General features: G+C 63.6%; 21 protein-coding genes and 1 tRNA gene. 11 read left to right on the top strand and 11 right to left on the bottom strand.

All coding sequences use genetic code 11. The features are described from left to right. Positions 1–13: 13 nt before the first annotated feature. A complete protein-coding gene (locus MIC97_RS07255) occupies positions 14–1078 on the top strand; it encodes an ABC transporter ATP-binding protein (RefSeq protein WP_239799466.1) in 1065 nt (354 codons plus the stop codon). Here the strand turns inward: MIC97_RS07255 and MIC97_RS07250 are convergent. The 3 genes from MIC97_RS07250 to MIC97_RS07240 all read right to left on the bottom strand — a co-directional run bounded on the left by MIC97_RS07250 (position 1052) and on the right by MIC97_RS07240 (position 4995). Then, on the bottom strand, positions 1052–2788 hold the full coding sequence (locus tag MIC97_RS07250) for an iron ABC transporter permease (protein ID WP_239799465.1): 1737 nt from the start codon (positions 2786–2788) through the stop codon (positions 1052–1054). The two genes, MIC97_RS07255 and MIC97_RS07250, sit on opposite strands and share 27 nt — an antisense overlap. Positions 2789–2829: 41 nt before the next feature. After that, positions 2830–3852 carry a Fe(3+) ABC transporter substrate-binding protein gene (locus tag MIC97_RS07245; RefSeq protein WP_239799464.1) on the bottom strand — a complete coding sequence of 341 codons (1023 nt, stop codon included), beginning with the start codon at positions 3850–3852 and terminating at the stop codon, positions 2830–2832. Between the two features lie 114 nt (positions 3853–3966). Next, entirely contained in the window at positions 3967–4995 is a 1029-nt protein-coding gene (locus MIC97_RS07240; RefSeq protein WP_239801059.1) for an ABC transporter ATP-binding protein, read from the bottom strand. Between the two features lie 241 nt (positions 4996–5236). Between MIC97_RS07240 and MIC97_RS07235 the strand changes: the two genes are divergently transcribed. Both MIC97_RS07235 and MIC97_RS07230 read left to right on the top strand, forming a co-directional pair. Continuing rightward, positions 5237–6082, top strand: coding sequence for an EamA family transporter (locus tag MIC97_RS07235; protein WP_239799463.1), 846 nt, complete (start codon positions 5237–5239; stop codon positions 6080–6082). Between the two features lie 122 nt (positions 6083–6204). Next, positions 6205–6456 carry a GlsB/YeaQ/YmgE family stress response membrane protein gene (locus MIC97_RS07230; protein ID WP_183831848.1) on the top strand — a complete coding sequence of 84 codons (252 nt, stop codon included), beginning with the start codon at positions 6205–6207 and terminating at the stop codon, positions 6454–6456. Positions 6457–6727: 271 nt separating this feature from the next. Here the strand turns inward: MIC97_RS07230 and MIC97_RS07225 are convergent. Then, positions 6728–6802 (bottom strand) — tRNA-Val (locus MIC97_RS07225). 68 nt (positions 6803–6870) lie between these two features. Beyond that, entirely contained in the window at positions 6871–7233 is a 363-nt protein-coding gene (locus tag MIC97_RS07220; protein WP_183831847.1) for a response regulator, read from the bottom strand. Positions 7234–7396: 163 nt separating this feature from the next. Here MIC97_RS07220 and MIC97_RS07215 point away from each other — a divergent pair, with 163 nt between their 5' ends. Beyond that, on the top strand, positions 7397–8338 hold the full coding sequence (locus tag MIC97_RS07215) for an N-formylglutamate amidohydrolase (protein ID WP_239799462.1): 942 nt from the start codon (positions 7397–7399) through the stop codon (positions 8336–8338). Positions 8339–8417: 79 nt separating this feature from the next. Continuing rightward, a complete protein-coding gene (gene hisN / locus MIC97_RS07210; protein ID WP_239799461.1) occupies positions 8418–9191 on the top strand; it encodes a histidinol-phosphatase in 774 nt (257 codons plus the stop codon). Between the two features lie 45 nt (positions 9192–9236). Here hisN and MIC97_RS07205 read toward each other — a convergent pair whose 3' ends face one another. Continuing rightward, positions 9237–10202, bottom strand: a complete 966-nt coding sequence (locus MIC97_RS07205) for an alpha/beta hydrolase (RefSeq protein ID WP_239799460.1) — start codon at positions 10200–10202, stop codon at positions 9237–9239. Between the two features lie 435 nt (positions 10203–10637). Here MIC97_RS07205 and MIC97_RS07200 point away from each other — a divergent pair, with 435 nt between their 5' ends. Further along, on the top strand, positions 10638–11108 hold the full coding sequence (locus tag MIC97_RS07200; RefSeq protein WP_183831843.1) for an Hsp20 family protein: 471 nt from the start codon (positions 10638–10640) through the stop codon (positions 11106–11108). A 69-nt stretch (positions 11109–11177) separates the two neighbouring features. Here the strand turns inward: MIC97_RS07200 and MIC97_RS07195 are convergent, their stop codons facing one another. Then, complete coding sequence (locus MIC97_RS07195; protein WP_239799459.1) at positions 11178–12227, bottom strand: low specificity L-threonine aldolase; 1050 nt, start codon at positions 12225–12227, stop codon at positions 11178–11180. 446 nt (positions 12228–12673) lie between these two features. Here MIC97_RS07195 and gltB point away from each other — a divergent pair, with 446 nt between their 5' ends. Together gltB and MIC97_RS07185 are read left to right on the top strand one after the other, a co-directional pair. Then, positions 12674–17401: a glutamate synthase large subunit gene (gltB, locus tag MIC97_RS07190; RefSeq protein ID WP_239799458.1), complete on the top strand. Its 4728-nt coding sequence runs from the start codon at positions 12674–12676 to the stop codon at positions 17399–17401. Between the two features lie 199 nt (positions 17402–17600). Then, positions 17601–19055 (top strand): glutamate synthase subunit beta, encoded by a 1455-nt coding sequence (locus tag MIC97_RS07185; protein WP_239799457.1) that lies wholly within the window; start codon positions 17601–17603, stop codon positions 19053–19055. 57 nt (positions 19056–19112) lie between these two features. Here MIC97_RS07185 and MIC97_RS07180 read toward each other — a convergent pair whose 3' ends face one another. Continuing rightward, complete coding sequence (locus MIC97_RS07180) at positions 19113–20327, bottom strand: DUF459 domain-containing protein (protein WP_239799456.1); 1215 nt, start codon at positions 20325–20327, stop codon at positions 19113–19115. A 128-nt stretch (positions 20328–20455) separates the two neighbouring features. Then, complete coding sequence (locus tag MIC97_RS07175) at positions 20456–21682, bottom strand: lytic murein transglycosylase (protein ID WP_239799455.1); 1227 nt, start codon at positions 21680–21682, stop codon at positions 20456–20458. 218 nt (positions 21683–21900) lie between these two features. On the opposite strand from MIC97_RS07175, the gene galU reads away from it, so the two are divergent. Continuing rightward, positions 21901–22785: a UTP--glucose-1-phosphate uridylyltransferase GalU gene (gene galU / locus MIC97_RS07170; protein ID WP_183831836.1), complete on the top strand. Its 885-nt coding sequence runs from the start codon at positions 21901–21903 to the stop codon at positions 22783–22785. Positions 22786–22882: 97 nt separating this feature from the next. Here the strand turns inward: galU and MIC97_RS07165 are convergent, their stop codons facing one another. Then, a complete protein-coding gene (locus MIC97_RS07165; protein ID WP_345773541.1) occupies positions 22883–24457 on the bottom strand; it encodes an outer membrane beta-barrel protein in 1575 nt (524 codons plus the stop codon). 150 nt (positions 24458–24607) lie between these two features. Here MIC97_RS07165 and MIC97_RS07160 point away from each other — a divergent pair, with 150 nt between their 5' ends. Both MIC97_RS07160 and MIC97_RS07155 read left to right on the top strand, forming a co-directional pair. Beyond that, the gene (locus tag MIC97_RS07160; protein ID WP_183831834.1) at positions 24608–25600 is read left to right on the top strand and encodes a KpsF/GutQ family sugar-phosphate isomerase; all 993 of its coding nucleotides are present in this window, start codon (positions 24608–24610) and stop codon (positions 25598–25600) included. Positions 25601–25737: 137 nt separating this feature from the next. Then, the gene (locus MIC97_RS07155) at positions 25738–26193 is read left to right on the top strand and encodes a DUF411 domain-containing protein (protein ID WP_239799454.1); all 456 of its coding nucleotides are present in this window, start codon (positions 25738–25740) and stop codon (positions 26191–26193) included. A gap of 14 nt (positions 26194–26207) precedes the next feature. Here the strand turns inward: MIC97_RS07155 and MIC97_RS07150 are convergent, their stop codons facing one another. Next, positions 26208–26675, bottom strand: a complete 468-nt coding sequence (locus MIC97_RS07150; protein WP_239799453.1) for an NfeD family protein — start codon at positions 26673–26675, stop codon at positions 26208–26210. Between the last annotated feature and the right edge of the window lie 9 nt (positions 26676–26684).

The raw sequence follows: 26684 nt of genomic DNA, 5'->3' as shown, positions 1-26684 counted from the left end.
GACCGCACAGCCAATGCCAGAGCCCTTCCTGTCGATCCAGCACGTGCGCAAATCCTTCGGTGCCACCACCGTCGTGCAGGATTTCAATCTCGACGTCGAAGCGGGTGAATTCGTTTCCTTCCTCGGCCCTTCCGGCTGCGGCAAGACCACGGTTCTGCGCATGGTGGCGGGTTTCGAGGAGCCGAGTGCGGGGCGCATCGTCATTGGCGGCAAGGATGTCACCGCATTGAAGCCGAACCAGCGCAATATCGGCATGGTTTTCCAGGCCTATGCGTTGTTCCCCAACCTCACCGTGGCGCAGAACATCGGCTTCGGCCTGAAAGTGGCCGGGGTGCCGAAAGCCGAGATCGACAGCCGCGTCGCCGAGATGCTCGACATCATCAAGCTACCGGCCGGCGAGTTCGGCAATCGCTACCCCTATCAGCTCTCCGGCGGCCAGCAGCAGCGCATCGCGCTGGCGCGTGCGCTGGCGCCGAGACCGAAGGTGCTGCTGCTCGACGAGCCGCTGTCGGCGCTGGACGCCAAGGTGCGCGTGTCGCTGCGCGAGGAAATCCGCTCCATCCAGAAGAAGCTCGGCATCACCACCATTTTCGTCACCCATGATCAGGAAGAGGCGCTGTCGATCTCGGATCGCATCGTGGTCATGTATGGCGGCAAGGTTGAGCAGGTCGGCGCTGCTTTCGAGATATACAACCGCCCCGCGACACGCTTCGTGGCCGGTTTCGTCGGCACGCTGAACGTGCTCGAAGGCACGCTGGGGCCGGCAGGCAAGGTGCATCTCGGCAGCGGTGCGTTTTCGCTCCGGCAGGAGCCTGAAGGGGTGAGGGCGGGCGATGCGCTGTCGCTGGCGCTGCGCCCTGAGGCGATTGCCCTCGGCCACCGCGAAGGCAACGACGCGATGCTTTCGGGCGAGATCGCCGACGTGCATTTCCTCGGCTCGGTCATCCGGGTCCGGGTCAGGGTGGGCGACAGCATCGTCTCGCTGGATACGTTCAACAATCCCGCGACGCCACCGCCGCAGATCGGCGATCATGTCGAGATCAGCTTTTCGTCAGGCGATGTTCTGCTGCTGAACTGACGGCAGCGACTGCGGCACAAGCGGCGTGTCTGCCTGCCGCAGATTGCGCTCCGCGCCAACGCGCGACAGGAGCACCACCGGCAACAGGGCGATCAGCACGATGGCGAGCGCCGAAATCGACGCCTCCTCATAGGTGCCGCGCGCGGCCTCGCCATAAAGATGGGTGGCCAGCGTCTCCACATTGAGCGGGCGCAGCAGCAGCGTTGCCGGCAGCTCCTTCACGCAATCGACGAAGACGAGCAGGGCGGCGGCGGCGAGCGCCGTCTTCGACAGAGGCAGATGCACGCGCCGCAGGGTGCCGGATGCGGTTTCGCCGAGCGTGCGCGAAACCTCGTCCAGCGATTGCGGGATGCGGCTGAGGCCGGCAGCCATTCCGCCCGCCGAAATGGCGAGGAAGCGAGACGTATAGGCGTAGACCAGCGCCGCACCCGAACCGAGGAAGATGAGGCCGGTGGAGATGCCGAACCATGACCCGGCCAGTGCGTTCACCGTGCGGTCGAAGGTTCCCAGCACGATGACGAGCCCGATGGCGATGACGGTTCCGGGCGCGGCATAGCCGATGGTGGAAAGGCGGAAGGCTGAAGCGGAAAAGCCGCCCGGCCGAATGCGCGCCGCATAGGCCGCTGCCGCACCGAGCGCCAGCGTGAGCAGGGTGGCTGCCGCAGAAAGCAATATCGTGCCCGATACGGTCGACAGGAAGCGTGGGGGCATGCCGGCATAGCCGATGCGGGCCCAGGCTTCCGTCGCCAGATAAAGCGCTGGCCCGATGAAGCCGATCAGGACCGGTATCAGGCCGAGCACCAGCAGCAGCGCTCCGGCGGAGGCGGACACGCGATGGCGTTCGAAGCTCTTGCCGCCGCGCTGTGCGCCGGCCGCGAAGCGCTGGCGCCGCCGCGCATAGTGTTCAAGCGCTACGACCGCCACCACGACGACCAGCAGCGAAAGCGCAATCTGCGATGCGCCCGGCAGGTCGGAGCGGGTGATCCATGTCGTGTAGATCGATACGGTCAGCGTACGCACGCCAAGGAATTCGGCGGCGCCGATGTCGTTCAGCGTCTCCATCAGCGCAAGGCTGATGCCGACCGCAACGGCCGGCCGGGCCAGCGGCAGGGCGACACGCCAAAACACGGCCCGGCGCGAGACGCCGAGCGTGCGGGCCGCCTCGATCAGGCTTGCCGGCTGCGTCAGGAACATGGCGCGGGTGGCGATGTAGACATAAGGGTAGAGCACGAAGGAAAGCAGGATTATGCAGCCCATCATCGACCGGATGTCGGGCAGGCGGAATTCGCGCGGGCTGGAATAGCCGAGAATGGTGCGAATGGCGCCCTGAACGACGCCGATCGGGTGCAATATGTCGAGATAGGTATAGGCGACGATATAAGTCGGGACCGCCAGCGGCAGCAGCAGCGCCCATTCCAGCGTGCGGCGTCCGGGGAATTCATAGGCCGTGACCAGCCATGCCGTTCCGGTGCCGAGAACGGCGACCAGAACGCCGACACCGGCAAGCAGGATCAGCGTGTCACGCAGGGCAACCGGCAGGATGGTGGAGAAGAGATGCGCCCACAGCCCTTGCGAGCCGTGCAGCGCCTCGAAAAACAGGGCGAGAAAAGGCAGCGCGACGCCAAGGGCAGTGAAACCCGCCACAATGAGCCAGGCGGCGCCGGAGCGCCGCCTTCTGTTCGGTCCTGAACCCGTTGCTGCCATGGTCATGAAAAATGGAATGGCATCCGCGAGGATGCCATTCTCCCATGTCAGTTGTCGAAGCCGACCTTGTCAACCAGCTCGCTGGCGGCCTTGCGGTTGGCGACGATCTCGCTGAGCGGCTTGGAATCGATCTTCAGGTCGCCGAGTTCGGCGATGAGCGGATCGGCGGCGACGCCGGCCTTGACCGGATATTCATAGTTCGCTTCGGCGTAGATCTTCTGTGCTTCGTCCGAAACCAGATATTCCAGCAGCTTGACCGCCTCGTCCTTGTTCGGTGCATGTTTGGCGACGGCAGCGCCCGAGATGTTCACATGGGTGCCGTCGTCCTTGAAGGTCGGCAGGAGAACCTTGATGGCATCGGCCCATTGCTTCTGCTCGTCGCCGCCCTTGCCCGAGCGCATCAGGCCCACATAGTAGGAATTGGCGACGGCGATGTCGCAGACGCCGCCCAGAATGTCCTTGGCGCCTTCGCGATCGCCGCCGGCCGCCTTGCGGGCGAGGTTGTCCTTCAGGCCGGTCAGCCACTTCTCGGTTTCCTCAGCGCCATAGTGGGCGATGTAGTCGGCGATCAGGGCGGTGTTGTAGGGATGCTGGCCCGAGCGGATGCAGACCTTGCCCTTCCATTTCGGGTCGGACAGGTCCTCATAGGTGATTGCGTCGAGGTCGAGGTCGCTGGCGGCGTAGACAACGCGGGCGCGCATGGACAGGCCGAACCAGTTTCCGGCTGCGTCGCGGAGCTGGGCGGGGATCGCCTCGCTCAGCACGGCTGATTCCACCGGCTGGGTCACGCCCTTGTCGACCAGATCGACGAGATTGCCGGCATCGACCGCCATCAGAATGTCGGCCGGCGAGCTTTCGCCCTCCGAGGCTATGCGCTCGGCGAGGCCATCCTTGAGGAAGACGGTGTTGACCTTGATGCCGGTTGAGCTGCTGAAGGAATCCAGCAGCGGCTGGATCAGGCCGGGTTCGCGGGTGGTGTAGATGCTCACCTCCGCTGCCGAGGCCACATTGGCAACGGCAAGCAGTGAGGCGGCGGCGAGAAGCGTCGTCTTGAAATGTGCGTTGCGCATGGAACCTCTCCTCCTGTGTTAGGCTACACAAGCTGAGCACCATTTATGATCCAGATAGTCAAGTTTTCTTGGGCCAGTTTGGCGTCGATCACGGAAAGTTTATTGCCGAAATCGTCAGGAAGTGGCGAAGGCCAGAACCGTGTTCGGATCGATGTGGAAGTGCAGCTTGCCGTCCCGTATCTGCAAGGGCTGCGTGGTGCGCATGGTGAGCGGTGTTTCCAGTCCCTCGACCTCAAGTTCGAGCTGCTCGATCTCGCCGCGGAAGCTGCGGGCGCGGACCGCGCCGAAAAAGGCGTCTTCGGCAAGGCAGGGGCATACGGCCTGCGGGCGGATGAAGGCGAGCGCCTGGCCGCCCTCAGCGAGATCCAGCCTGCACGGAAAGGCGCCGAGCGCCGTATGCAGTCGGCCATTGCGATAGGTGCCGGGAACCCGGTTGAAGGTGCTGAAGAACTCCGCTGCATAGCGGTCGACCGGCCGGTCATGCAGTTCGCGGCCGGTGCCGCTCTGGACGATGCGGCCCGCCTTCATCAGCACGACGCGATCCCCGGTGGACAGCGCCTCCTCGGGATCGTGGGTGACGATGATCCCGGTCGTGCCGGTGCGGCGCAGCAGGGCGATCGTGTCGTGGCGCACCCGTTCGCGCAGGTCGCGGTCGAGATTTGAGAAGGGTTCGTCCATCAGCACCACGGCGGGCTGCGGCGCCAGCGCGCGCGCCAGTGCCGCCCGCTGCTGTTCTCCGCCGGACAGCATATGCGGGTAGCGGTCCGCCATCGCCGAGAGCGCCGTCATTTCCAGAAGCATGGCAACGCGCGCGCGGGCAGCCTCACGCGACCATTTGCGCAGGCCGAACATGACGTTCTGCTCGATGGTCAGATGCGGAAACAGGGCATAGTCCTGAAAGACAAAGCCGATATTGCGCTTCTCGGGTTCGACGAACACATCGGAACCGGCCAGTTCCCTGCCATCCAGCCGCAGGGTTCCGCTGTCCGGCTGCTCGATGCCGGCGATCAGGCGAAGCAGCGTGGACTTTCCGCAGCCCGAATGGCCGACGAGGCAAACGATCTGCTTCGGCTCGATGGCAAGCTCGACCGGACCCAGCGCGAAGCCGGGTCCAAGCCTGCGCGCCAGCCTGTCGATCTCCAGAACAGGTTCCGGACGATTCCCGCTGCCATGAAGTTGTTCCGTCACGAAACGATCCTCTCCAGCTTCAGCCATATGAACCGGGCTACATGGCCATGGCGCCTGAATCAAGGATGCAGCAATGACAGTGGACCAAAGGATCGCGCGGTTCATGCGCATTGCAAGAGCGGTTGCAGCCCTTTACGGCGGGTAACGGATTTAAGCCGGCTCTTTGCAATCCGGAGGCGACAGCAGGTGAAATGACATGAGCCTTGCCGTTTTCAGCGCCGTTCTTGCCGCGGCACTGATGCATGCTTCGTGGAATGCCCTGATCAAGGTCAGGCTGGACCGTTTCGCCTCGATCTCCCTGACGTCGCTGGGCATGGCCATCACGGCGCTCCCGGTGCTGCCCTTCGTGGTATTTCCCGGCAGGATGGCATGGATGTGGATCGGCGTTTCGCTGTGCATGCACATCGGCTACCGGCTGTTCCTGATCCGCGCCTATGAGGTGGGTGATCTTGCCCAGACCTATCCGCTGGCGCGGGGCACGGCGCCGCTCATCACCACGATCGGCGGTATCGTCCTCATTCAGGAGGTGCCCGGCAAATTTGCCCTGATCGGCATTTTGCTGTTGTCGGCCGGCACATTTCTCATGTGTTTGCGTGGGGGTGGGCGGCTGGCCGCTCTCAATCCGGCCGCCGTCTTCTATGCGCTGACGACCTCGCTGTTCATCGCCGGTTATACGCTGGCGGACGGATTGGGTGCCCGCGAAGCGCCGACTGCGCTGTCCTATGCCGCGTGGCTGTTCGTGTGCGACGGCATCGTCGCCACAACCGTTGCGCTGATCTATCGTGGCCGGCGTCTGGCCACCACGCTGGCGCTGGAATGGCGCATCGGCCTGCTCACGGGGTTTCTCAGCGGTGCGGCCTATGCGATCGCCATGTGGGCGATGACGAAGGCGCCGATCGCCTCCGTGGCGTCGTTGCGCGAGACCTCCATTCTTTTCGCCATGGCGATCTCGGTGTTCGCGCTGGGCGAAAAGATGACCGGCTGGCGCGCCGCTTCCGCCTTGTGCATCGTGGCCGGGGTGGTGGCGCTGAGGCTCAGCTGACGACTGCCATTCCGTTGAAAAGGCGCGGCGCAAGCCGGCGCCCGCAGGCCTTGCCGGGTCGTCTTGACGAACACCGCATCGTTCCGCATTCTCTGCCCTGTGGTTGGGAATGGAGATTGTCCATGGATGACGCAGGCGTAGGCTGGATTGCAGCCATCATCATCGGCGGCCTTGCAGGCTGGATCGCTTCAAGGTTCATGAACAGCGACACCGGCGTGTTCATGAACGTCATACTCGGTATCATCGGCGCGGCTGTCGCCAGCTTCATCTTCGGTTTTCTGGGCGTGTCGTTCGGCGGCTGGCTCGGATACCTCGTCGCTGGCTTCGTTGGCGCATGCATCCTGATCTGGGGCGCCCGCGCCGTCAGGAGTTGAAGCCGGACGTTTTGGCCGTGCGCTGAGCGGCTGCCGGCAAACCGTGGTGAAGATAGGCGGTGGCCCGTACTGGTCGTCGCCTGTCCGGAGAGCAGTCATTCGCTGTGAGCGGGTGGCGAGGACGTCTTGTTCCGGGCATGCCGTGCGTGAAGAGGGCTGGGTCGGTAAGCTGCATGCCGCGCTGGCGCAAACCGGGTCGGCGCTGCTCTGCCGTGAGGTTCGATGAACCCGCGGGGAACAACATGAAACTGTGCTAAGTTATTGAAACGGATGGTGGGCGTGACAGGGATTGAACCTGTGACCCCTACGATGTCAACGTAGTGCTCTCCCGCTGAGCTACACGCCCATCCGATGGCGGGCTTACATCATTTTTGCTGGAGCCCGTCAATAGCGCAAATTGGAAAATTGCGCTCCTTATGCAGCCTGCAGCATCTTTTCCACCTCGTTGACGAGGTCGCGCAGGTGGAAGGGCTTCGACAGCACCTTGGCGTCGCGCGGGGCCTTGGAATCGGGGTTCAGGGCAACGGCCGCGAAACCGGTGATGAACATGACCTTGAGGTCGGGATCGATCTCCGTGGCACGGCGGGCAAGCTCGATACCGTCCATTTCCGGCATGACGATATCGGTCAGGAGGAGAGAGAAGGGCTCCTCGCGCAGCCGCTCATAGGCGCTGGCGCCATTGTCGAAGTCGCTGACCTGATAGCCGGCGCGTTCCAGCGCCTTCACCAGAAAGCGGCGCATATCGTCGTCGTCTTCTGCAAGCAGAATGCGTGCCATGATTTCCCGTCCGAATCACTAACCCGGCCGGCGTGTGCCCCAGCCTGATAATCTGATTGTATATGAGCCAGCGCCGGTAAAGATCAAGTGAAGACAGCGCCATACGTGCCGGTTCCTGGCTTCGTGACGCTGTGGGCGAAGCTATGGACAGGCCCGGCCACGAATGGCACTTTCCGGGATTGACGTTTCGCAGTTCAGAGGTTCACCGACATTGACAAGCGCGGCCGAGGATTTTTCGGTTGTTCCCGCCTTCGAGGTAAGATCGGCCGCCGAGCAGCGGGTGCCGTTCGTTTTCAGCTCGCCGCACAGCGGGCGCTATTACCCGCAGCGCTTTCTGGCGATGAGCCGGCTTGACGAGCACAATGTGCGCCGCTCCGAGGACTGCTATGTCGACGAATTGTTCGGTGGCTGCGTCATGCTGGGCGCTCCCCTGCTGGCGGCCAATTTTCCGCGCGCCTATCTCGACGCCAACCGGGAACCCTGGGAACTCGATCCGCGGATGTTTTCGGAGCCGGTGCCTCCCTATTGCAACATTCGCTCCGCCCGCGTCGCGGGCGGCCTTGGCACCGTGCCGAAGCTGGTCGGCGACGGCTTCGACATCTATTCCGGCCGTCTGCCGCTGGCCGAGGCGGTGACGCGGATCGAGACGATCTACAAGCCTTTCCACGAAACCCTGAAAAAGCTGGTGATGCGCACTCATGCAGCGTTCGGCTTTGCCGTTCTGGTCGATTGTCATTCCATGCCCGCAGGTGTGCGTGTTTCCGACACGGGGCTGCGGCCCGATTTCATCGTCGGCGACAGGTTCGGGACCTCCGCCTCAAGCGCGCTGACCGTCACGGCGATCGACCTGCTTTCGGCCATGGGCTACAGCGTGGCTCACAACAAGCCCTATGCCGGCGGCTTCATCACCGAGCATTACGGCCGCCCGACACGAAAGGTGCACGCGTTGCAGATCGAGATCAATCGTGGGCTCTACATGAACGAGAGCACACTTCAGAAGACTGCCGGATTTGATGCGCTTGTCGAGGATCTGACCCAGTTCTGCGCCGACCTGATGGCGTTGACGGATCATCATTTCCGCATCCCGCCGCTTGCCGCGGAATAAGCCTGTGCAGCCCCGTGACTTTGTCTGCGGCTTTGCTATGACTGGCTGACACCTGCGCTTTCCCGATCAGGAGACACCATTGCACATTTCACCCGATTTTCTTCGGCGCGTCGCCGGAGTTGCCGCGGCCGAGACGTTGCCCCGGTTCCGCGCTCAGGGAGCCGTCGACAACAAGGAGGCGGCTGGTTTCGATCCCGTGACCGAGGCCGACCAGCAGGCCGAACTGGCGATCCGGCGCCTGATCAATGCCGAGTTTCCCGATCATGGCATTCTGGGTGAGGAGCATGGCAGCGAGAACCTCGGCAGCAGCCATGTGTGGGTGATCGACCCGATCGACGGCACCCGTGCCTTCATTTCCGGCCTGCCGGTATGGGGCACGCTGGTGGGGCTGACGATCGATGGCGAGGCGGTTGCCGGAATGATGTCCCAGCCGTTTACCGGCGAGCTGTTCTATGCCGATGGTGCGGGATCGCACTATGAGGGACCAGGCGGGCCGCGAAGGCTTGCCACCCGCAAGACCGAAAATCTTGCCGAGGCCATCTCGTTCACCACCACGCCTTCCTTGTTTAAGGGCGATATGCGCAAACGTTACGACGCATTCGAGAGCAAGGTGCAATTGGCGCGCTACGGCACCGACTGCTACGCCTTCGCCATGCTGGCGGCGGGATGCGTCGATATAGTCATGGATCCCGGCCTGAAGCCCTATGACATCGTGGCGCTGATCCCGATCATCAAGCAGGCCGGCGGCATCGTGACCACCTTCGACGGCGGGCCGGCCGAAAATGGCGGTGACATAGTGGCGGCGGCGACGCCACAGCTGCACGAAGCAGCAATGGCCGCTCTGCGCGGCTGAGGCCGTAAATTGCCACTCCAGCGCGGCTGATGCCGCGCTCAGCCTTCAGGCGGCCTTGAATATCTCTTCTTCAGTGCCGGGAATGAAGGCATCGAACGCAGCCAGAAACTGCTCGCGGTAGAAGTCGGCTTCCTGCAGGATCTCGTGGCGGGCACCATCTATGGTGAGCAGCGAACTCAGCCGCAGCCGCCGGGCGTAATCGGAAGCAGCCCGGGTGGAGACGATGCTGTCGGCCCCGGCGGTCACGATCAGGGTGGGAATACGCATGCCGGCCAGGAATTGGGGATCACTGACCCTGAGCACGGCCATGCTTGCCGCGCGCAGCCAGCGCACAGTCAGCCCGCTGAGCGCAAGATGGGGGTGCTCTTCATAAACGGACGTATTGCGCCGGTATCGGACGGGATCCGAGGTCAGGTCGTTGATCTCGAAGGGGGCCGCCGCCTTCGCCCGCTTTCTTTTGACGTACATACGGCCAAGTCCCATGAACATGAGGGCCGTCGTCATGGTGCGGATCGACTTCATCGAGTAGCGCTGCCCCGGCATGCCGATAAGCGGGGTCAGCAGAACCATGCGCTGGACGCGGTTGACCAGTGAGGCCGAGGCCAGCAGGGCCACCAGCGCGCCGGTGGAATGGGCGAGGATGTAGTAGGGGCCGCGGCAATCCGGAAGCACGACCTCCCGGAAGAAGATGTCCAGATCGTCCACATATTGGCCGAAGCTTTTGACGTATCCCTTTCGGGGATCCCGGATCAGCCGGTCCGAGCCGCCCTGACCGCGCAAATCGAAGGTGGCGGTGCCCAGCCCTCGCGCCGACAGATCGCGGATGGTCTCGAAATATTTTTCGATGCACTCATTGCGGCCCTGCAGCAGGACGACAGTGCCTTTTTCAGGCCGGCCGCCGGGAGCAAAACGTGCATAGCGAATCTGCCTGCCGTCGCGGGCTCTGAAAAAGCCGCCACTGGCATTGTTGGGGACGGGGTTGTCCGTCGTGTGAAAGAAAAGCTCTGTCATGCGGCCGCCGGCCTGTGCTGCGGGTCTGGTCACGGTGATAGGAAGGGCACGGTCATATTGCAAAGGAAATCATTGCAGGAACAATCCGGCACGCTTGTGGCAGCGTGGGAGCCGGAAGTCGCCTCAAACGACTTCCGGCCATTGTCGATCCGGATGGAAGGGACGTTACACCCGGATCGGCTCTGGTCTGGCATCGCCGCCGTTCCGTTGCAGAGAAAGGCATAGGGCACACAAGCTGAACGGCTTTTGAGCGCGCCGTTCATCGCGCGTTCATCCGCGCGCCAATGGGGTGAATGACAGGGTCTTGAAACCGTTTTGGCAGGCACCCAAATGTACTGTGCGGTCGCCGATGTCGGGGCCGCTGGCCCGGAAAGCGCCATCAGGGTTTTCAAGTGGTCACAACGCAAACCTTGTTGCTCGACAGGAGAACACACCATGCGTCACGTTGATTTTTCGCCTCTTTATCGCTCGACCGTAGGCTTCGACCGCCTGTTCAATATGATTGACTCGCTCGGTCAGCCCGAAGGCGGGCAGTCCTATCCGCCCTACAACATCGAAAAGACCGGAGAGGATGCCTATCGCATCTCCATGGCCGTGGCCGGCTTTGCGGATGACGAGATTTCCATCGAGGCTCACCGCAATGTGCTGACCATCAAGGGTGAGCGCGGGCAGGAGACTGAAAGCGACGGCGCCGAACTGCTTTATCGCGGCATTGCTTCGCGCTCCTTCGAGCGCCGGTTCCAGCTTGCCGACCATGTCGATGTCGTCGGCGCAGCCCTCAAGAACGGCCTGCTGCACATCGACCTGAAGCGCAACATCCCCGAGGAACTGAAGCCGCGCAGGATCGCCATCACCTCCGTGCCGGCTGACAATTCCCGGCAGATCGAAGCCAAGACCGTCAACTGATCTTCTCTCACTCCTCCCGAGGGAGAGGCGGCGCGGGGAAACCCGCGCCGCTTTTGCGTTCACGCGGGATCAGCGGATCAGGCCGGCCAGCCGCTCTATATCCTCGCTCTGCGTGGCGAAGCTGGTGACGAAACGATAGATTTTTTCGTCCTCGCCAAGCTGCCCGCTGAACCCCGCCGGCGCCGGCCATTGGTGGAAGGTCGCGCCGGCGGCCTGCAGCCTGGCGGCCATGTCATCGCCGAATATGGCGAAAACCTCGTTGGCCTGCGGCTGCCATGCAAGGCGCGCGGTGAGGGCTGCGTCGATCGCTTCGGCAAGGCGGCTGGCCATGGCATTGGAGTGACGGGCGTTTTCCAGCCACAGGCTGTCATGGAAATAGGCGTCGAACTGTGCGGCCACGAAGCGCGATTTCGAGAACAGCTGCCCGGCACGCTTGCGCAGGAAGGCCATTTCCCGCGCCAGATCGAGGTCGAACAGCACGATGGCCTCGGCGCACCAGCAGCCATTCTTGGTGCCGCCGAAGGACACCACGTCAATTCCGCGCTTCCACGTCATTTCCGCCGGCGTGGTTTCAAGTGCAACCAGCGCATTGGCGAAGCGCGCGCCGTCCATGTGCAGGGGCAGGCAGCGGCTGCCGGCGATGGTGGAAATCGCCTCGATATCCTGCAGTGAGTAGACGGTGCCGATTTCGGTCGACTGGGTGATCGATATGGTGGCCGCACGCCCGGTGTGGACTGATTCGGGGAAGAAATGGCCGAGTGCCTTCTCCAGCGCGGCCGGGTCCATGCGGCCGAGGCTGCCATCGATGCCGAGCAGCCGCCCGCCGCCGGAGAAATATTCGACCGCCCCGCACTCGTCCTCCATGACATGCGCCTCCCGGTGGCAAAATGATATGCCGCCGGGCTTTCCATAAAGGGCCAGGGAAAGCGAGTTGGCCGCCGTGCCGGTGGACACGAAGAACACCGCCACTTCGCGTTCGAAGACTTCGCTGAATTTTTCATAGACGGCGCGGTCGAGATCACCGTCGCCATAGGCCGTGCTGAAGCCCGCCGCAGCCCCTGACATGCGCGCGGCAACGGCAGGATGGGCGCCGGCCCAGTTGTCTGACGCGAAGAACATTTCCGGCTCCGATGCTGCTGCTTTTCAGGTGCGCAATTGATCCTTTTCAGCAGCACCTTGCAAGGTAGCGACAGGCATTGTGCCGCTTTGCTGCCCGCAAGTGGCTTCGGAGTGAGCAAGAATCGACGGAAAGTTTCCCTTTGTGTCAGGCTTTCGCAACTTTCTATCCAAAAGACGCAATTTTTTTCATCAATCGGTCTTGTGCGCTTTTTTGATTTCTGCCATAGAAATTTAGGACAGCAATGCTGTCTTATTTATCCGCGCAAAGCAGCCCGGATCGGCGTATAGTGAAATTGTCGATCCGACTGGTGGCGCAAGCGGCTTTTCCCCGCTGACCGGCGGGGCGTGAAGAGTTCTCGCCAGCGGTTACGCATACCCAACCGGGAGCCTGATGCTCCCCAAGGCAACCAGACGCCTCTCCGGCGCGAAAATGGAGGACGACAGCGATGACGCATGTGACGCCATCTGTGACGACGGATTTCAGGCCGGCCGCACAGACCGGGGCGGCCACCACGAAACGCATCGCTAACCGGGGCATTCCTCCCTCCGCGCAGGGCCTTTACGATCCGCGCAACGAACATGACGCCTGCGGCGTCGGCTTCATCGCCAACATGAAGGGCGTGAAGTCGCACCAGATCGTCAGGGATGGCCTGTTCGTTCTGGAAAACCTCACTCATCGCGGCGCGGTGGGCGCCGACCCGCTGGTCGGCGACGGTGCGGGCGTGCTCGTGCAGATGCCCGACCGTTTCTTTCGCGAGGAAATGGCGACGCAGGGCGTCGAACTGCCGCCGTCCGGCCGTTACGGCGTCGGCCACTGGTTCATGCCGCAGGACGAGGCCGCGCGCGCCCATGTGAACGATGTGATCGTGGAATCGGCGCAATCGGAAGGTTTCACCATTCTGGGCTTCCGCGAGGTTCCCGTCGACAATTCGTCGCTTTCCAGCGCACCGGAAATCGTCGCCGCCGAACCGTTCCACACGCAGGTTTTCTTCGACCGCCCCTCCGACGCCGGCGACGATGACGAGTATGAGCGCCGCCTCTATATCCTGCGCAAGGTCATCTCCGGCCGCATCTATGCCGAGAACGACAACCGCGACGTCGGCTCCTACTGCGTGTCGCTGTCGGCCCGCACCATCGTCTACAAGGGCATGTTCCTCGCCAATCAGGTGGGCGCCTACTACACGGACCTTCTCGATCCGCGCTTCGAATCGGCGCTGATCCTTGTCCACCAGCGCTTTTCGACCAACACCTTCCCGTCGTGGAAGCTGGCGCATCCTTACCGCATGGTCGCGCACAATGGCGAGATCAACACGGTGCGCGGCAACAACAACTGGATGGCGGCGCGTCAGGCGTCGGTGGACAGCGAGCTTTTCGGGAACGACATCTCGAAGCTGTGGCCGATCTCCTATGAAGGCCAATCCGATACGGCCTGCTTCGACAACGCGCTCGAATTCCTGTTCCAGGGCGGCTACAGCCTGGCCCATGCCATGATGATGCTGATCCCGGAAGCCTGGGCCGGCAACAAGCTGATGGGCGACGAACGCAAGGCGTTCTACGAGTATCATGCCGCCCTGATGGAACCGTGGGACGGTCCGGCCGCCGTGGTGTTCACCGACGGGCGCCAGATCGGCGCGACGCTCGACCGCAACGGGCTCAGGCCCGCGCGCTACATCGTCACCGACGACGACCGCGTCATCCTCGCTTCCGAGGCCGGCGTGCTGCCGGTGGCGGAAGAGCACATCGTCACCAAGTGGCGCCTCCAGCCGGGCCGCATGCTGCTGATCGATCTCGAAAAGGGCCGCATCGTCTCCGACGAGGAAATCAAGACCGAGATCGCCACCCGGCACCCCTACGGCAAGTGGCTGGCGAACACGCAGCTCATTCTCGAAGACCTCAACCCGGTCGAGCCGCGCGCGCTGCGCAAGGACGTGTCGCTCCTCGACCGCCAGCAGGCCTTCGGTTACAGCCAGGAAGACCTCAAGCTTTTGATGTCGCCCATGGCGACGACGGGGCAGGAGGCCGTCGGCTCGATGGGCACCGACACGCCGATCGCGGCCATGTCGGACAAGCCGAAGCTGCTCTACACCTATTTCAAGCAGAACTTCGCGCAGGTCACCAATCCTCCGATCGATCCGATCCGCGAGGAACTGGTGATGAGCCTCGTGTCCTTCATCGGGCCGCGGCCGAACATCTTCGACCTCGTCGGCACCTCGCGCCGCAAGCGGCTGGAAGTGCGCCAGCCCATTCTCACCAATGCGGACCTCGAAAAGATACGCTCCATCGGCCATACCGAAGAGCGCTTCGACACCAAGACCATCGACATCACCTATTCGGTGACGGAAGGAGCCGAAGGCATGCCGGCGGCCATCGAGCGGCTGTGCGAGCGGGCCGAGGCGGCGGTGGCCGGCGGCTACAACATCATCATCCTGTCCGATCGCCAGATCGGGCCGGACCGCATCGACATTCCGACCCTGCTGGCCACGGCGGCGGTGCATCATCACCTGATCCGCAAGGGGCTGCGCACCTCGGTCGGGCTGGTGGTGGAATCGGGCGAGCCGCGCGAGGTGCATCATTTCTGCTGCCTTGCCGGTTATGGCGCCGAGGCGATCAATCCCTATCTCGCCTTCGACACGCTGGTCGACATGCACGCAAAGGGGCAGTTCCCGCCGGAAGTGGACCCGCAGGAGCTTGTCACCCGCTACATCAAGTCGATCGGCAAGGGCATCCTCAAGGTGATGTCCAAGATGGGCATCTCGACCTACCAGTCCTATTGCGGCGCGCAGATCTTCGACGCGGTCGGGCTGAAGTCCGAATTCGTCGATCGCTATTTCACCGGCACGGCCACGCTGATCGAAGGCGTGGGGCTGGAGCACATCGCGGCCGAGACGGTCGCGCGCCACGCGTCCGCCTTCGGAGACGATCCGGTGCTGCGCCGGGCGCTGGAAGTGGGCGGCGAATACATGTTCCGCATGCGCGGCGAGGCGCACGCCTGGACGCCGGATGCGGTCGCGACCCTTCAGCATGCGGTGCGGCAGGGATCGGCCGAAACCTTCAGGCAGTTCTCCGAACAGGTGAACGACGCCACGGCCAATGCCCACGCCATTCGCGGCCTGTTCAGGATCAGGACGGCGGAAGAGGTCGGCCGCAAGAAGGCGCGGCTGGACGATGTCATGCCGGCCGCCGAGATCGTGAAGCGCTTCTCCACCGGGGCCATGTCCTTCGGCTCGATCTCCCGGGAAGCGCACACCACGCTTGCCGTCGCCATGAACCGCATCGGCGGCAAGTCGAACACGGGCGAGGGCGGCGAGGAGCCGGACCGCTATCTGCCGCTGCCGGGCGGCGCGGCCAACCCCGAGCGCTCGGCGATCAAGCAGATCGCTTCCGGCCGTTTCGGAGTGACGACGGAATATCTCGTCAATTCCGACATGATGCAGATCAAGGTGGCGCAAGGGGCGAAGCCCGGCGAGGGTGGCCAGCTTCCGGGCCACAAGGTCGATGCCACCATCGCCAAGACGCGGCATTCGACGCCGGGCGTGGGCCTGATCTCGCCGCCGCCGCATCACGACATCTATTCGATCGAGGATCTGGCGCAACTCATCTACGACCTGAAGAACGTCAATCCGCGCGCCGACGTGTCGGTAAAGCTGGTGTCGGAAGTGGGCGTGGGCACGGTCGCGGCCGGCGTTGCCAAGGCGCGTGCCGATCACATCACCGTCTCCGGCTATGACGGGGGCACCGGCGCATCGCCGCTCACCTCGCTCAAGCATGCCGGCAGCCCGTGGGAGATCGGCCTTGCCGAGACGCACCAGACGCTGGTGCTGAACGGGTTGCGCAGCCGCGTCGCCCTTCAGGTCGACGGTGGTCTGCGCACCGGCCGCGACGTCATCATCGGCGCGCTGTTGGGCGCCGACGAGTTCGGCTTCGCCACCGCGCCGCTGATCGCGGCCGGCTGCATCATGATGCGCAAGTGCCACCTCAACACCTGCCCGGTGGGCGTGGCGACGCAGGATCCGGTTCTGCGCAAGCGCTTCAAGGGCACGCCGGAGCACGTCATCAACTACTTCTTCTATGTGGCGGAAGAGGTGCGCGAGCTTCTGGCCGAAATGGGCTTTACCCATCTCGACCAGATCATCGGCAATACCGACCTGCTCGAGAAGCGCGCGCTCATCGACCACTGGAAGGCGCGTGGGCTCGATTTCTCGCGCCTGTTCCACAAGCCGGACGCGCCGGCCGAGCAGACGCACTGGACCGAGCGCCAGAACCATCCAATCGACGATGTGCTCGACCGCAGGCTGATCGAGCTTGCCGCACCGGCGCTCGACGCACGGCAGGCGGTGACCATCGAGGTTCCGATCCGCAATGTGGATCGTTCGGCGGGCGCCATGCTCTCCGGCGAAGTCGTTCGCCGCTTCGGCCACAAGGGACTGCGCCCGGACACGATCGCGGTCACGCTCACAGGAACCGCCGGCCAGTCTTTCGCGGCGTTCCTGTCGCGCGGGGTGTCGTTCGAGCTGGTTGGCGACGGCAACGACTATGTCGGCAAGGGTCTTTCGGGCGGCCGCATCGTCATCCGCCCGCCGCATGACACGAGGATCGTTGCCGCGGATTCCATCATCGCCGGTAACACCGTGCTCTACGGGGCCATCGAGGGCGAGGCCTATTTCGCGGGCGTCGCCGGAGAGCGGTTTGCCGTGCGCAATTCGGGGGCCATCGCGGTTGTCGAGGGCGTCGGTGATCATGGCTGCGAATATATGACCGGCGGCGTGGTGGTGGTGCTTGGACGCACGGGTCGCAACTTCGCGGCCGGCATGTCCGGCGGTGTCGCCTACGTGCTCGATGAGGACGGCGATTTCGCGCAGCGCTGCAACATGGCGATGGTCGAGCTGGAACCGGTGCCGGAAGAGGACGACATCCTTGAAAAGTTGCACCATCATGGCGGCGACATCGCCCACAAGGGCAGGGTCGACGTGTCCGGCGACATGACCAGCCATGACGAGGAGCGCCTTTACCAGCTCATCCTCAACCATGTGCACTATACGGGCTCCAGGCGCGGCCGCGCCATTCTCGACGAATGGGCAAGCTACCGGCCGAAATTCCGCAAGGTCATGCCGGTCGAGTATCGCCGTGCCCTTCTGGAGATGGAGCGCGCCCGCATGAACGTGGCGGCGGAATAGGAATGAGCACGCCGCTCTTCCTCTACGGTGTTCCGCCAGACCTCAAACCGGGGGCGCGTCCGCGCTAGCCTGAGGAGCCTTGCCGCGCAGGGTTCCCCTACCCGTCGGGCGCGGTGTCGCGCCCGGAACCGTCAGCACCCGTACGAACGGCCCGCGCGCCATGCGCCTGCGTGCCGCACGCAAAGGTCAAGGAAGCATAATGGGCAAGGTAACTGGTTTTCTGGAGATCGACCGGCAGGTTCACAAGTATCAGCCTGCATCCGATCGCATACGTCATTTTCGCGAGTTCACGCTGCCCCTTTCGGACAGCGAGGTGGAAAAGCAGGCGGCGCGCTGCATGGATTGCGGCATTCCGTTCTGCCATGGGCCGACCGGCTGCCCGGTGCACAACCAGATCCCCGACTGGAACGATCTCGTCTACAACGGCGAGTGGGAGACGGCGATCCGCAACCTGCACTCCACCAATAATTTTCCCGAGTTCACCGGCCGCATCTGCCCCGCGCCCTGCGAGGAAGCCTGCACGCTGAACCTCGAGGACATTCCGGTCGCCATCAAGACGGTGGAGCAGGCGCTGGCCGACAAAGCCTATGAGATCGGTTACATCCGGCCCTATCCGCCGCTGATGAAGACCGGCAGGCGGGTCGCCATCATCGGTTCCGGCCCGGCCGGAATGGCCGCCGCCCAGCAGCTTGGCCGGGCCGGCCACGAGGTGCATGTCTATGAGCGCGAAAGCCGCCCCGGCGGGCTGATGCGCTACGGCATTCCCGACTTCAAGATCGAGAAGCATTTCATCGACCGCCGCATCGAGCAGATGCAGGGCGAAGGCGTGACCTTCTTCTGCGGTGTCAATATCGGTGTCGACAGGAGCGTGGACAGCCTGCTGGCGGAGTATGACGCGGTGCTTTACTGCGGCGGCTCCGAAACGCCGCGCGCTGCCGGCATTCCCGGCGCCGATCTGGAAGGCGTGCACGATGCCATGCCCTATCTGGTGCAGCAGAACCGCCGCGTCGGCGGAGAAGACATCCAGTCGGTGGCATGGGCGGCCCCCGAAATCCTCGCCAACGGTCAGCATGTCGTGGTGGTCGGCGGCGGCGACACCGCATCCGACTGTGTCGGCACTGCCTTCCGGCAGGGAGCGGTGCGCGTCACCCAGCTCGACATCCGGCCGCAGCCGCCCGAGAAGGAGGACAAGCTTTCGGTCTGGCCCTACTGGGCCACCAAGATGCGCACCTCCTCAAGCCAGGCGGAAGGCGCAAATCGCGAATTTCAGGTGTCGACGCTGGAATTCATCGGCGAGGACGGCAGGCTTGTCGGCGTCAAGTGCTGCGAAGTGGACGAGAAGCGCAAGCCCATCGCGGGCAAGGAATTCGTCATCCGCGCCGATCTCGCCTTCATCGCCATCGGCTTTGCCGGACCGTTCCACAAGGGCGTGCTGACGGAGCTGGACGGACGCATGAAGACGATAACCGACAATCGGCGCTCCACCAACATCGCCGCCAGCGACCGCGACTATCGCACCAGCATGGACCGTCTGTTCGCTGCCGGCGATGCACGGCGGGGCCAGTCGCTGGTGGTGTGGGCGATCCGCGAAGGCCGGCAGGCCGCGCGCGCCATCGACGAGGCACTGATGGGGGCGTCGCTGCTGCCGCGGTGACGGCGATCGAAGGGCAATTGCGAAAGCAAGGCCACTGACACCTTTGCCGGAAAGGCGTTAGTTCCTGCGCGTGACGGAACCGGTCGTCTCCTGCGGCGCGGTCGTCGCGGTCGTGCGCTGCGGCGGCCATGTGAAATCGTCAGCCCGGCCGGGAGAGACCTTGCCGGCCTCCCGCGTATCCTGCTCTTTGTTTGCAGAGGCGTCTTTAGTCGGCAGGGATGCGCCGAGCAGCTCCGTACCGCCGTCCAGAGCTGGGTCGCTCAGCAGCATCGGCGGCGTGCGGTCGATGTTGACCGGCATCTGCGGGCTGTCCGGCGAGCCGGGGATCGGGGCCGGAAGCACCGGATCAGCCGTCGTGGCGTTGGGAGAAGCCAGTCCGAGCAGCTTCAGCAGCGGCTTTTCGGTGTAGAAGGCGACCTTGCGCTTGCCGGCCCGCGTCATGTTGATGCCGTCCTCGGCGCGCAGGGTCACGGGCTGGCCGTTGATGTCAGGGCCTCGGGTGATGAAGGTGCCGTTTTCGTCGACGAAGCCTTCCCATATGTCGACGAATTCCCCGCCGGCGGTCTCGGCCGCATCGCGGTAGATCTCGTTGAGGGCAAGCATGTCGGAGGTCATCGTGCCGGGCCGGAAGGAAGGCATGCCCACCCACAGAAAGGGCAGCTTCGCCTCAGTGATGTGCTTGCCGAAATTCACGGTCCGCTGCTTGTATTCCTGTGTCCAGCCTTCCGTGCGCGGCGCTTCGCGGCTATCGCCGACCTTCATCTGCTGGCGGTCGTTGGACCCCATCATTACCAGAACGACGGCCGGCTTCTCGGTTTCCAGTATGGGCCCGATTTCGCCCGGCCAGTTGTAATAGTCGTCACGCACGAAACCGGACGAGCCGTTGGAGCGGTCCACCACGCGCACGGCCGGGTTCTCGGCGAAGACGGTGGTCAGCCCGTCGGCCAGCCCGCTGGCCAGAAAGTCGCCCACCACGAGCACGACGCGCGCGTCGGATGCCTTTTCCACGACCGGAGCGGGCGGCGGGGCGGGCTCTGCCGGATTGGCGCGCACCACATTCTTCCTGGCGGCAGGAGCCTGGGTTTTTGGCTGCTGCTTCTGTGGCACGGCGGCGGGAGGTTCTTCGACCCGCTCGGCGCGCCGCGGCGAGAACAGGTTGCGCAGCCACGGCCGCAGCTGCAGATCCTGCCCGTAGGCGGGTGAAGACTGCAATGAGGCGCCGGCGCCCACAACCAGAACGGCAAAGCCCGCCAGCAGGGCAGGCTTTGCCATTTTTCCGATCCGCTTAGACAATGGCAAAGCCAAGGCGACCCCTCTCCGAGCCTGAAGACTTATACGGGAACCGCGCTCATGCCGCCGTTTTCGGCAGCCGCCGGTTCCCGTATGGCTGCTCGCGACCCTTACTGGTTGCGCCGCAGCCGCGACAACACTTCCATGCTCGGATGGCCATCCTGCTGCATGCCGATCTTGGCCTGATAGGCCATGATCGCGGACCGCGAGCCGGATCCGATCTTACCATCGAACTTGCCCGTATAGTAGCCATACTGCGACAGGCGCTGCTGCAGTTCCTGCCGCTCGACGAAGCTCAGCTTCGTGAAAGGCCGGTTCCAGTCCTGCACCATCCCGCCATAGCCGGCGATCTCGTCGGCGAGCAGGCCGACCGCCAGCGCGTATTTGTCGGCATTGTTGTAGCGCTTGATCACCGAGAAGTTCTTGATGACGAGGAAGGCCGGTCCCTGACGGCCGTCGAGAACCTTCAGTTCCGCCTGATCCGAACCGCTGACGAAAGGTTTGCCGTTGGCGCGCTTCACGCCGATCGAGGCCCATTTGTCGAGCGACATCGAGCCGCTGGGGAACTTGCGGCCCGGCGGTAGCACCACCTCGTACCCCCATGTGCGGCCGCTCTGCCAGCCGTTCTTGGCGAGCAGGTTGGCGGCGGTGCCGAGCGCGTCGGGAACGGAGCTCCAGATATCGCGTTTGCCGTTGCCGTCCATGTCGACCGCATAGGCCTGATAGCTGGTGGGGATAAACTGGGTGTGGCCCATGGCGCCGGCCCACGAACCGGTGAGGTGGCTCTCGTCGATGTCGCCGCTTTGCAGGATCTTCAGCGCGGCGATCAGCTGGGTGCGCGCGAACTTCGCCCGCCGCTTGTCGGCATAGCCGAGAGTGGCCAGCGAACGCACGACGGAGCGCATCACATCGTCGCGCTTGAGAATTTCGCCATAGTTCGATTCCATCGACCAGATGGCGAGCAGAATGTGGCGGTCGACGCCGAAGCGCTTTTCGATGCGGTCGAGCCATGGCTTCCACTGGCGCGCCATCTGGCGGCCGGTGGCGACGGATTCGTCGTGAACGCGATTGTCGAAATAGTCCCAGGTGGGTGCCACGAATTCCGGCTGGAAGCGGGCTTTCTCCAGAACCACGGGATCTATCTCGGTAATGCCCCGGAAGGCGCGGTCGAAGGTGGCGCCGGAGACGCCGTTCTGCGTCGCCGTGGTGCGGAAGCTTGCCACCCATTGGCGGAAGCCGGCATCGGCAAAGGCTGAGCCTGCCGGAAGCATGAGGGCGAGCGACAGACCTGCCACGGTCAGGGCGCGCAGGAACGGGCGTGCTTTTCGATCGGACATCTGGTTCTCCTGAGATATGCCGGAAAGCCAATCCATTGCAGGAATTGGGTTAGGATTTAGTTTACCATAGGCCTGACAGAGGAACGAAAATGAGGACAGGCTGTTTACTCCACGTAACCGCCGGAAGCTGTCGGATTCCGGCTGTTCAGTATTCCTCAATTTCGCCATGCGAATGTTCCGTACGGTGGCGGCAAAAAAGAGAGTGAGACGCTGAGATTATGAAGAAAGTAAGAAAGGCAGTCTTCCCTGTCGCGGGACTGGGCACGCGCTTCCTTCCGGCCACGAAGGCCATTCCGAAGGAAATGCTGACGGTGGTGGACCGGCCTGTCATTCAATATGTTGTCGATGAAGCGCGCGAAGCGGGCATCGAGCATTTTATCTTTGTCACCGGACGCAACAAGGCGGTGATCGAGGATCATTTCGATATTCAGTTCGAGCTCTACGACACGCTGGAACAGCGCGGAAAAACCGAGGTGCTGGAGCGCCTGCAGCAGTTGCAGCCGGCTCCGGGCCAGACCAGCTTCACCCGCCAGCAGGTGCCGCTGGGGCTTGGCCATGCGGTATGGTGCGCGCGCGAGCTGGTCGGAAACGAGCCGTTTGCCCTGCTTTTGCCGGACATGATCATGCAGTCGCGCAAGAGCTGCCTCGCCTCCATGGTCGAGCTTTACGAGAACACCGGCTCCAACATCGTGGCCGTGCAGGAATGCGATCCGGCCGAAGCTCATAAATACGGTATCGTCGGGCGGGGCGAAGCGGCCCATTCGGGGTTCCGCATCACCGAGATGGTGGAAAAGCCGGCTCCGGGCACCGCACCTTCCAACCTCTACATCAATGGTCGCTATATTCTGCAGCCGGAAATCTTCAGCATTCTGGAAGGGCAGGAGAAGGGCGCGGGCAACGAAATCCAGCTCACGGACGCCATGCTGCGTCTGGGCAAGGAACAGCCCTTCTATGGCTATCGCTACGAAGGGCGCACCTATGATTGCGGCTCGCCTGAAGGATTTGTCGAGGCCAATGTGGCTTTCGCTCTGTGGCGCAGCGACCTGAGCGCTTCGATGGCCGGCTCGATCCGGTCGCTGCTCGACGAGATCAAACCTGCGTGATCGGCAACCGCATGTGACTTAACGGCGGGCGGCAGTGAGCCGCCCGTTTCGTTTTTGAGGCTTCGGTTCAGATGGGGTTTCGGTCCAACGACAGCTGTCAGCGTCTTGCGGTGATGCCCAGATAGACACTGTTGGTCTTGGAATCCCGGCCCGTGATATTGCTGTCCAGCGTCTCATGACGGGCACGTACGGTCAGCCCCATATAGCGGTTCATCCACCATGTCAGGCCGGCTTCGGCGCTGTAGATGAGATCGCGCTCATCCGAGCCGCTGTAGTCTCGCCAGTCGATGCCAAGTGCGGCATTGGCGGTCAGGTTGGCGCGGATCTGGCGATCGCCGGTCAGGCGGAGCGCGTAGAGCACCGACCCGCTTTCGCCCGGCGTCGTGCTGCCCTCAAGCGTTGTCGTGCCACGCAGACCGATATTGGTGCCGCGCTGCGGCGACCATCTGAGCGTCGCATCAAGCGTGGCTGCCGAAAGGGCACGGAGGCGATCGTCGTCGAAGCTTTCGCGCAGCCAGCCGGCGGCTATTTCGCCGCCCAGCTTCTCGCCGAGGTCGAATTCCGTGCCGATGCTGGCGCCGATACGGTCGGCGGAGCGGCGATAGGTGCCCGGATCGACACGCTCGTCATAAATGCGCCGCCCGCCTTCGATCTGCACGAACGGGGTAAGTGCGGGCGAAATCTCGTAACCCGTGCGCAGCCTTGCGGTGTAAAGCGTCGAATCGCGATGTTTCTGCGAAAGCGTTCCACCCGATGAGAGCTTCGCGTCCTCGTAGAGGTCGCGCTGAACTTCGCCGGTAAGGCCGAGGCGCAATTTGCCGAGAGACTTCTCGACACCGATGCTGCCGTCGATCCTGTGGCGGGTCGGCTGCGAGGCCGTACCGGTGATGGCGACCGGCGACGAGGCGGATTCGGGCGAGCTTTCATAGCCGAGCCGTGCAATAGCGCGCCATTCCCGGTCGAGATCAAGGTTGAGCGTAGCATCGATCCGGCCCCGTACCTCGTCCAGATGCTCGCCTGAAACGGATTTGCGCCAGGTCGTGTAGCCTGTGATGTCGGCTGAATGCCTGTTCCAGTCGGATACGGCGCCAAGGCGCAGCGTCGTGTCGGAAAGCACGGCGGAGCCGCCGCCCGCGCTGCCGCTGGCGTTCGATGTCGCAGTCAGGCCCTGTTCGAATGAGGGGCGCAGCATAAAGCTGCCCATTCTGATGCCGGGTGCCGCAAACGGATCGTCATCGAAGCTGCCGGTTCCGCGTTCTATGGCTCCGGTGCGTTCCTCACGCATGTTGGTTCGCGAAATCTCTTCCGGATTGACGGCACCTGTGCGCGGGTTTGGAGCCTGTCCTTCCTCGCGCTCTTCTGTCACCGCTGCCGGGCGGCGACGGGTGGGCGCGGGTTCGGGAGGCGCATCGAGTGCCGCATCGACCAGCGGGTCGACGCCCTGCGCGATGTTCGCGTCCGGTGGGGATTCGGAGCCTGCGCCGGAGGTGGCAGGCCGGTAGGCGGGTGCCTGAATGCCCCGCTGACGCTCCTGCTGCCGGGGTGAAGCGGAGGTTCCGCGCAACTCCATATCCTGAGCCGACGATGGGGCGACAGGTATCAGAAAACTCGTCATCAGAAGCAGCGCGCCGAGTTTCCCGGCACGCTGAACGGTTCCGAATCTGGAGTTCAAACGCGGCATCACCACCTCAAAGGCGCGGGCGCGCCATGCTTACCGAACCGTAAACGGTGATGGTTAACGGAGGGTTGAACGGAGGTTTGCGTGAGGGTGCGAGGAGCAAATTATTGGACATGAAGCGCATGAAGCGCTAAGCGCACGCCCATGACCGATACCAGCGCTTCCGATCTGCGGCACCCGACCGTGGAATCCGCACTCCGCACCGTCGCGACCGGACAGGCGGGATTGCTTGCTCTGACCGATGCCCTGCAGAACGGACTGGCCGGGCCTTTCCGGCAGGCCGTCGATACGATTTCGGCTATAAAGGGCCGGGTCATCGTCACCGGCGTGGGCAAGAGCGGGCATATCGGTTCCAAGATCGCGGCCACGCTTGCCTCGACGGGCACGCCGGCTTTCTTCGTGCATCCTTCCGAGGCCAATCATGGCGACCTTGGCATGATCGCCCCCAACGACGCGATCATTGCGTTGTCATGGTCGGGTGAGACGGCGGAGCTGAAGGGCATCATCGCCTATTCGCGCCGTTTCTCCATTCCGATGATCGCCATTACTTCCGGTGCGGAATCCGCTTTGGCGCGGGCGTCGGACGTGGTTCTGCTTTTGCCGCGTGTTGCGGAAGCCTGCCCGCATGGGCTGGCGCCAACCACCTCGACCCTGCTGCAACTCGTGCTTGGCGATGCGCTGGCCATCGCGCTTCTGGAGGCGCGGGGCTTCACGCCGGAACACTTCCGCACCTTTCATCCGGGCGGACAGCTTGGCGCGAATCTGACGCGGGTTTCGGAAATCATGCGCGTCGGGGATCAGATCCCCGTGGTCAGGCCGGGCACGGGAATGCCCGAAGCCATTGCGATGCTCGCGCAGAAGCGCGTGGGTTGCGTGTGCGTGGTGGATGATGCCGGCAAGCTGGTGGGCATCATCACCGATGGTGACCTTGCCCGCAATCTGCATCGTGATCTGACCCGCACGACCGTCGACGATGTGATGACGCGCTCGCCGAAGACCATCGAGCCCGATATGTTCGCCGGCTCGGCGGTGGCTCTGCTCAACCAGCATTCGATCAGCGCGCTGGTGGTGGCCGAGGAAGGCCGGCCTGTCGGCATCCTGCATTTCCACGATCTGCTGCGCGTTGGCGCTGCCTGATCCGTCAGGCTGCCGGACATTCCTTTTAAAACGGGCCTTTTAAAAAGGGTCTTGACCTTCCAGCGCTGGAAGGTGGCAGCAAGGTCTGCGCCGATGATTGCGGCGGGGATCAGAACCTGCTGAGAAGGGATGCCTGCATGAAGAGACTAAGCCGTCGCACCGTGCTGGCTCTGGCCGGATCCGGGATCGGGCTGGCGCTCGGCGGCGGGCGCGTATTTGCCGCGCAACAAGTTGTGGAAGTCGCGCGCTCGCCTTCCTGCAATTGCTGCGGAGCATGGATCGACCATATGAGGGCCGAGGGCTTTACCGTGCGCGAGCGGCTGGTCGAGGATCTCGATCCTCTCAAGACCGCGCTTGGTGTTCCCGCTTCTGTGCAAGCCTGCCACACGGGGGTCATCGACGGCTACGTCATCGAGGGTCATGTGCCGGCGCGCGAAATTCGCCACCTGCTTGCCGAGCGGCCGTCCGCCATCGGTCTCGCGGTGCCGGGGATGCCGGTCGGTTCGCCCGGCATGGAAACCGGCGGAACGCCGGACGCCTATGACGTGCTCATCTTCGGTGCCGAGGGTGCGCGCAGCTTCGCCCGTTACTGACGGGCGAGGAGCTTCTATTCGGCCTTTTCCACCGTCAGTTCGAGATCGGTATCAGCCGCGGCAATGACGCGCACGCGCGTGCCGGCAGGCAGGTCGGGTCCGCAGACACGCCACAGGGTGTCGCCGAGCTGGATGCGGCCGCGCCCGTCCCGGATCGGCTCGGCCAGCGTGGCGGTGCGCCCGATCATCTGCTCGCTGCGGCGGTTGAGCAGAGGCTGGTCGGTGTCGCCCTGACGTGACACGACGAATTTCTTACCGAAATAGGCCGACGCCAGCGACAGGATGAGGAACAGCAGAACCTGCACCTGCCAGCCCCAGAAGCCTGCTTCCCACAAGGTGAGCGACGCGGCACCGACGATGAGCGCGGCAATGCCGATCCACAGCAGGTAGACGCCCGGCGCGAAGATTTCGAGGCCGAGCAGAATGAGGCCGAGAACGACCCAGTTCCACGGTCCGAGTTCTGAGATGATGGGCGCGATCATGGCTTCCGC

This window comes from Aquamicrobium sp. NLF2-7, from assembly GCF_022359935.1.
Classification (GTDB): Bacteria; Pseudomonadota; Alphaproteobacteria; order Rhizobiales; family Rhizobiaceae; genus Mesorhizobium; species Mesorhizobium lusatiense.
This window is presented reverse-complemented; position numbering and strand designations above follow the sequence as displayed.

Excerpts from the sequence above, each read along its gene's own strand:
- MIC97_RS07185 (WP_239799457.1), top strand. The coding sequence starts at position 17,601 with ATGGGCAAGGTAACTGGTTTTCTGGAGATCGACCGGCAGGTTCACAAG.
- MIC97_RS07160 (WP_183831834.1), top strand. The coding sequence starts at position 24,608 with ATGACCGATACCAGCGCTTCCGATCTGCGGCACCCGACCGTGGAATCC.
- MIC97_RS07250 (WP_239799465.1), bottom strand. The coding sequence starts at position 2,788 with ATGACCATGGCAGCAACGGGTTCAGGACCGAACAGAAGGCGGCGCTCC.
- MIC97_RS07235 (WP_239799463.1), top strand. The coding sequence starts at position 5,237 with ATGAGCCTTGCCGTTTTCAGCGCCGTTCTTGCCGCGGCACTGATGCAT.
- MIC97_RS07205 (WP_239799460.1), bottom strand. The coding sequence starts at position 10,202 with ATGACAGAGCTTTTCTTTCACACGACGGACAACCCCGTCCCCAACAAT.
- galU (WP_183831836.1), top strand. The coding sequence starts at position 21,901 with ATGAAGAAAGTAAGAAAGGCAGTCTTCCCTGTCGCGGGACTGGGCACG.
- MIC97_RS07175 (WP_239799455.1), bottom strand. The coding sequence starts at position 21,682 with ATGTCCGATCGAAAAGCACGCCCGTTCCTGCGCGCCCTGACCGTGGCA.
- MIC97_RS07215 (WP_239799462.1), top strand. The coding sequence starts at position 7,397 with ATGGCACTTTCCGGGATTGACGTTTCGCAGTTCAGAGGTTCACCGACA.
- MIC97_RS07245 (WP_239799464.1), bottom strand. The coding sequence starts at position 3,852 with ATGCGCAACGCACATTTCAAGACGACGCTTCTCGCCGCCGCCTCACTG.
- MIC97_RS07150 (WP_239799453.1), bottom strand. The coding sequence starts at position 26,675 with ATGATCGCGCCCATCATCTCAGAACTCGGACCGTGGAACTGGGTCGTT.
- MIC97_RS07195 (WP_239799459.1), bottom strand. The coding sequence starts at position 12,227 with ATGTTCTTCGCGTCAGACAACTGGGCCGGCGCCCATCCTGCCGTTGCC.
- MIC97_RS07200 (WP_183831843.1), top strand. The coding sequence starts at position 10,638 with ATGCGTCACGTTGATTTTTCGCCTCTTTATCGCTCGACCGTAGGCTTC.
- gltB (WP_239799458.1), top strand. The coding sequence starts at position 12,674 with ATGACGCATGTGACGCCATCTGTGACGACGGATTTCAGGCCGGCCGCA.
- MIC97_RS07180 (WP_239799456.1), bottom strand. The coding sequence starts at position 20,327 with ATGGCAAAGCCTGCCCTGCTGGCGGGCTTTGCCGTTCTGGTTGTGGGC.
- MIC97_RS07155 (WP_239799454.1), top strand. The coding sequence starts at position 25,738 with ATGAAGAGACTAAGCCGTCGCACCGTGCTGGCTCTGGCCGGATCCGGG.
- MIC97_RS07255 (WP_239799466.1), top strand. The coding sequence starts at position 14 with ATGCCAGAGCCCTTCCTGTCGATCCAGCACGTGCGCAAATCCTTCGGT.
- MIC97_RS07230 (WP_183831848.1), top strand. The coding sequence starts at position 6,205 with ATGGATGACGCAGGCGTAGGCTGGATTGCAGCCATCATCATCGGCGGC.
- MIC97_RS07220 (WP_183831847.1), bottom strand. The coding sequence starts at position 7,233 with ATGGCACGCATTCTGCTTGCAGAAGACGACGACGATATGCGCCGCTTT.